This window comes from Vibrio sp. 10N.222.55.C6, assembly GCF_041473395.1.
In the GTDB taxonomy this organism is placed as follows: Bacteria; Pseudomonadota; Gammaproteobacteria; order Enterobacterales; family Vibrionaceae; genus Vibrio; species Vibrio crassostreae_C.
In genome coordinates this window covers 1-347 of record NZ_JBFRSD010000081.1, presented here as the reverse complement: position 1 = coordinate 347, position 347 = coordinate 1, and the positions used below count along the sequence as shown (strand labels likewise).

Annotated in this window: 1 protein-coding gene; it reads left to right on the top strand. The window is 50.1% G+C overall.

The genetic code is table 11. The features are described 5' to 3' along the window. The coding region (locus tag AB4486_RS22635; RefSeq protein WP_372118714.1) for a hypothetical protein at positions 1-347 on the top strand (347 nt) is incomplete at both ends.

The window sequence follows — 347 nt, the reverse complement described above, 5'->3', positions numbered from 1 at the left end:
GCCAACCCAGAGGTTCCTGTCTTTACGATTAGTTTCTCTACTAGCACTGTGGGTGAGTACACCTTTACTCTGCTTGAAGCGTTAGATCATGCTGATGGCCAAGCGAAGAACGATCTGAGCTTTGAACTGCCTGTATTTGCCGTCGACCGCGATGGTGACGATTCATTGATGTCGCCATTGAAAGTGACGGTCAGCGATGATGTGCAAGGCATGCAAAACCAAACGTTGACCATTACTGAGCCAACGGTGGCTGATTTGGCTGCTGGTGTTGTCACGACAGGCACGGTTGATGTGATGCCAGTGCAAAGTGCAGATGGGGCAACGATTACCCAGTTCGTTTATGACGG